At 52.0% G+C, this 4,986-nt stretch carries 5 protein-coding genes; 4 read left to right on the top strand and 1 reads right to left on the bottom strand.

Features of this window, described 5'->3' with window-relative positions; translation table 11 throughout:
- Positions 1 to 283 precede the first annotated feature (283 nt).
- The 4 genes from rpmE to HWQ67_RS12890 are packed head-to-tail and all read left to right on the top strand — an operon-like array spanning position 284 to position 3,178.
- Entirely contained in the window at positions 284 to 493 is a 210-nt protein-coding gene (gene rpmE / locus HWQ67_RS12905; RefSeq protein WP_218253100.1) for a 50S ribosomal protein L31, read from the top strand.
- A gap of 18 nt (positions 494 to 511) precedes the next feature.
- Entirely contained in the window at positions 512 to 1,396 is an 885-nt protein-coding gene (locus HWQ67_RS12900) for a DUF1385 domain-containing protein (RefSeq protein WP_218253099.1), read from the top strand.
- Positions 1,393 to 2,463, top strand: coding sequence for a peptide chain release factor 1 (prfA, locus tag HWQ67_RS12895; protein WP_218253098.1), 1,071 nt, complete (start codon positions 1,393 to 1,395; stop codon positions 2,461 to 2,463). The genes HWQ67_RS12900 and prfA overlap by 4 nt, the downstream gene beginning before the upstream one ends.
- Before the next feature lie 46 nt (positions 2,464 to 2,509).
- Complete coding sequence (locus HWQ67_RS12890; protein ID WP_218253097.1) at positions 2,510 to 3,178, top strand: L-threonylcarbamoyladenylate synthase; 669 nt, start codon at positions 2,510 to 2,512, stop codon at positions 3,176 to 3,178.
- A gap of 24 nt (positions 3,179 to 3,202) precedes the next feature.
- On the opposite strand, the gene HWQ67_RS12885 is transcribed toward HWQ67_RS12890, so the two are convergent.
- Positions 3,203 to 4,897, bottom strand: coding sequence for a DNA methyltransferase (locus HWQ67_RS12885; RefSeq protein ID WP_255317268.1), 1,695 nt, complete (start codon positions 4,895 to 4,897; stop codon positions 3,203 to 3,205).
- Positions 4,898 to 4,986 lie beyond the last annotated feature (89 nt).

Here is a 4,986-nt window from a genome sequence, read left to right as displayed (position 1 = left end):
GGGGCGAGCCGCAATCTTGTCGCAGCGGGGGGGTTGGCAACCCCTGGCTGAAAGTCGCACCCGCCCCTGGCACTAAGAAGTCCCCTTGACCCCGTATGCCACGTATTTTGTATTTAACCCAATCGAAATCTGCTATATATGAGGTTTATTATAATTTCGTATAGATTTTTATGTGAGGCAACGGGTATTGTTTCGTATAGATTTTAGATGAGGCAGTTCGCTGTCTTTATAATTTGCCAATCATATGTTATAATAAAGCTAAAACCTATAAAGGAGGTATGCGTTGAAAGAAGGGATACACCCAAACTATAAGGAATCGAAGGTCAACTGTGCATGTGGAGAGGTCTTTACGACCAAGTCGGTTAGGCCGGTCATATCGGTTGACATATGCTCGAAGTGTCACCCGTTCTACACGGGTAAGCAGAAGATAGTGGATGCCGAGGGCAGGGTCGAAAAATTCAGGAAAAAGTACGCTCATGTACAGTCAAAGTAAGAGAGGACAAGAAGGTCGATGAACCCCTTGCAAGTAGGTGGACAGGCAGTAATAGAGGGCGTGATGATGAAGTCCGGCACCCTGTGGTCTGTGGCAGTCAGGGACAGACAGGGCGTTATACATGTAAAGAGCGAACGCCTCAATCCGCTGCCAAAGGTGCTTAAGTTGCCGCTGGTACGTGGGGTTGTAGCGCTGTTTCAGTCCGTGGCGCTGGGCATCAAGGCGCTGGACTATTCGGCCAACAAGGCTTACGAAGAGGAAGGACAAGAGCCTCTCAGTCCCACCGCCATGGGGATGACCATCGGGTTTTCTCTGCTACTGGGAATTGGACTGTTTCTGTTCCTGCCGCTGTACCTGACCAAACTGATAGGGCTGGTATTTCCTATCGTGGCTGAGAGTTCGCTGATGTTTAACATGGTTGATGGCGTGATAAGGGTGGTGTTTTTTGTGGCATACGTTTTTGCCGTTGGGTGCTGGAAGGAGATGAGGCGCGTCTTTGAGTATCACGGGGCAGAGCACAAGGTCATCTTTGCCTATGAGGCCGGAGGCAGCATGGCAGTGGAGGCAGTGCGCAGTTTCAGCCGGTATCATCCGCGGTGTGGGACGAGTTTTCTCTTTATCGTCATGATCCTGAGTATGCTTATTTTTTCGGTAATCCCCAAAGAGTGGGCGTTCTACATGAAGTTTGGTTCGAGGCTTGTCCTAATCCCGTTGATAGCCGGTACGTCCTATGAGATACTGAAGCTATCGGCACGGTTGAGCAAAAACCCGCTGGTACGTCTCCTAATCCAACCCGGCCTGATGCTCCAGTACATAACAACCAAAGAACCCGACGAAAAACAAATAGAGGTTGCCCTCAGGGCATTAATGGAGGTAGTTCCAACGGCAGGTGCTGAGAAATGATAGAGAAACTCAAGACCATAGAAGATAAGTACAACGAAATAACCCTGAAACTCTCCGATCCCGGTATCATAAGCTCTCAGAAGGATTTTCTCCGCTACTCAAAGGAAAGCAGCGAGCTAAAACCCCTCATTGACAAGATACAGGAGTACCGCAAGATGCTCTGCGACATGGAAGATGCCGAGGACATCATCAGGGCCACAACCGATGTTGACCTCAGGGAGCTTGCGCGTGAGGAATTCGAGGAACTCAAGGGCAAGAGGCCTGTCATCGAAGACAACCTCAAGACCATGCTCATCCCCAGGGACCCACGCGATGAGCGCAACGTGGTGATAGAAATCCGTGCCGGTACCGGCGGGGATGAGGCCGCACTGTTTGTCACCGACCTGTTTCGGATGTACACGCGCTATGCCGAGCTCAGACACTGGAAGGTTGACGTCATAGACTCCAACCCCACGGGCATAGGCGGCCTCAAGGAGATCGTGGCCTCCATTACGGGCCGGGGGGCCTACAGTCGCCTCAAATACGAAAGCGGCGTGCACAGGGTTCAGCGCGTGCCCCTGACCGAAGCATCGGGGAGGATACACACCTCCGCCTCCACGGTTGCCGTCTTGCCTGAGGCCGAAGAGGTAGACCTCAAGATAGACGAAAAGGACCTCCGCATAGACACCTTCTGTTCCTCGGGTCCCGGCGGACAGGGCGTCAACACCACGTACTCGGCCATCCGAATCGTGCACATCCCCACCGGAGTAACCGTCCAGTGTCAGGATGAGCGTTCGCAGTTGAAAAACAAGATCAAGGCCATGAAGGTCCTGCGCTCGAGGCTCTACGACATGGAGATCGAAAAGGCCGAACGACAACGCGCCGACACTCGCAAGTCACAGGTTGGCTCCGGCGACAGGAGCGAACGTATCAGGACATACAACTTCCCCCAGAATCGTGTAACAGACCACCGCGTCGGCCTGACCCTACACAAGCTCGCACTCGTGCTTGAGGGCGACATGGATGAGATCATCGACACTCTCAGCACACACTTTGAGGCCAAAAAACTCCAGGAGATGTCAATATAAATCCGCCAGTTTGCCACACCTCTGTCGTTGAATCCGGATATGTTCTGTGTTGCAGTTGAGCCTTGCCCACAACGACCCCCGAGAGACGCTCAGGGCGGCCATTGAGGCATTAAACGCCGGCAAGGTCGTCGCCTATCCCACGGAGACCTTCTATGGTCTGGGGGTACGCTACGACAACGCCGATGCCCTCCGGCGCCTCTACGACCTCAAAAACAGACCCGCCAACAAGCCCTTCCCGCTGATAATCGGTCATCAGCATCAACTCGATGCACTTGTCAGGGGCATAACAGAGTTGCACAGACAACTGATGTTGGAGCATTGGCCCGGCCCCCTGACGGTCCTCTTTGAGGCAGTGGACGGACTCTCCCCCTACATCGTGGGTGCAAACGACAAGGTTGCCATTCGCTTGCCGGCTGAGTCCTTTGCCTTGGAGCTTGCCCGCTCTGCTGCCTTTGCCATCACGGCCACCAGCGCCAATATATCCGGGATGCCACCACCCACAACGGCATCGGAGGTTCTGGCGTACTTTGGTCACGGCATAGACGTCATAATAGACGGCGGCACCACCAGCGGGGGGCTACCATCCACGATCGTTGATGTTGCAGGGGGAATGCTAAAGGTCATCAGGCAGGGGCGGGTACAACTCGAGAAAAAAGAAGGAGGGCGGCTCCGCCCCCTCCTCAGACCTCCCCTGCAAGGGGGCCAGCCCCCTTGACCCCATTAAAGTGCTGTGTATCCGTTACATGCGCAGAGAGGGCATCGTTATGAAGGCAGAAAGATGCATATCATAGACCTTTAACACTTCATCTCCGTAATGATTTATCACCTTTACGGCAATCTTGCCGGTCTGCGGTCTCTCAAACGGACGGCTTTCCGTGGAGTAAACACTTGACCATGCGGCTTCGTCTATATCTGTGCGGAGGGCATTTTTAAGCCTCTCATATGGTTTGTCCGCACCCGTAAAGTATGCGTGACGGACAAAGAAGCTCTCGCCGTTGTAATTGGTGTCGATAAACCAACACGCTATGTCATCCGTGGAGTTGCTGCGGATCTCTCCGGTTGTGGGGTCGTAGATATCCAGGCCTTTTATTGTCACCATAACCTTTCCATTTTCGGTCTTGATCTCTATATCAGGTTCACCAAAGACCATGAAGAGATTTCCTGTGCCGGTCTTTTTAAGCAGATCACCTCCTATTGTCAGGTCCGGGTTCATTTTAGCGGGGAGAACGGTTAAGTTTCTATATCTCTTTACTTCCTCGTAGACATGCGGGTCAAAGGCAAAGCCACACACTATCAGCAGATCAAACCCCAATCCCTGAACGGCCTCCTTTGCCGCCTCCTTCACCAGCTCAGGCCCCACGGTGCCATGCTCCGGGCCGATTGTTATAGCAACACGCCTGCTCTTGTCATTCTCCGTATAGGTACCTGATGCGTTTATCCATATCCCGGCGTATGAGGCAAGGTGGTCGAATCTAAGGCGTTGATTTAGTTTAGTATTTTGCACGCCTGCTTTTTTTAGGTTTTCGATGATCAGGGTTACGAACTGTCCGTTGCTGTCGGTCTTTCGTCCTTGGGTCTCAGACGTTGGGGCTTCATCGTCTGGATTGATTATGCGGTGGGGTGATAGGCTCTCGACGGTAAAAGGGCCGGCAACGCGGATGCGTTTCTTGTCCTCGTAGGGTTGGTCGTAGAGGATTTCCATATCCGCATGTCGGGCGATAGCGGCGTCAATCTCCTGCCGGGACATGCCCTCCTTGATATCGGGATTATTGGCGATTGATTTCAGGGTGATATGCGGGACACGCCTGTAGACGAACCCCTTTTTGATATCCCCCTCGGTACTGGGCACGGATAGGGACGGCTTACCGGTGATCTCCGCTTCCTTTTCGACTCCCTCCCGCGTATCCGCCAGGTAGTAGTACGGATATCGTGCAGACATCAGTCGTGTGCGTGCAAGGGCGAGGGCAACACGGGAGGTGTCGATGGTAATCCAGCGGCGTCCCCACTGCTCGGCAACGTATGCAGTCGTCCCGCTGCCGCACGTGGGGTCAAGGACGATGTCGCCCGGATCGGTGGACATCAGGAGGCAACGTTGAATGACTTTTGGATTGGTTTCAACAACATAACGCATATCTTTAATATTACCGGCAGTATCTTCCCAAAGGTTTGTAATCTCTATAATAGGGAAATCATCTATAAAAAAACGAAATCCAAAACCTTCATTCGTCTTAATAACACGCTCTGCTAATTTTAGCTTTTCCATTTGCTCAGGTTTTCCACGCCAAATTTTTCCAATAGGAGGGAAATAGTCTTTTCCTTCGTAATTAAATGCACCTTTTCTCTCAGGATCATTTCCAGCCTCAATTATCTTGTCCACACGAAAAACCTTTGCCTTTGTTCTTGTTAGAAAAATGGTATCCTCTTTATATTTCATGGTAACTATGCTTTTATGCATCAGGGATTCCTGGTCAAGCCAGGAATGACACACTTGGAAAACGCCTGTAACTGTCATTCCTGCGAAAG

Source organism: Candidatus Magnetobacterium casense (genome assembly GCF_019173545.1).
Taxonomy (GTDB): domain Bacteria; phylum Nitrospirota; class Thermodesulfovibrionia; order Thermodesulfovibrionales; family Magnetobacteriaceae; genus Magnetobacterium; species Magnetobacterium cryptolimnobacter.
The sequence above is the reverse complement of the archived record's forward strand: the minus strand, read 5'-3'. Positions and strand labels throughout refer to the sequence as shown.

Bases quoted from the DNA above. Each gene is read 5' to 3' on its own strand.
- HWQ67_RS12885 (WP_255317268.1), bottom strand. From the start codon at position 4,897: ATGAAATATAAAGAGGATACCATTTTTCTAACAAGAACAAAGGCAAAG.
- prfA (WP_218253098.1), top strand. From the start codon at position 1,393: ATGATAGAGAAACTCAAGACCATAGAAGATAAGTACAACGAAATAACC.
- HWQ67_RS12900 (WP_218253099.1), top strand. From the start codon at position 512: ATGAACCCCTTGCAAGTAGGTGGACAGGCAGTAATAGAGGGCGTGATG.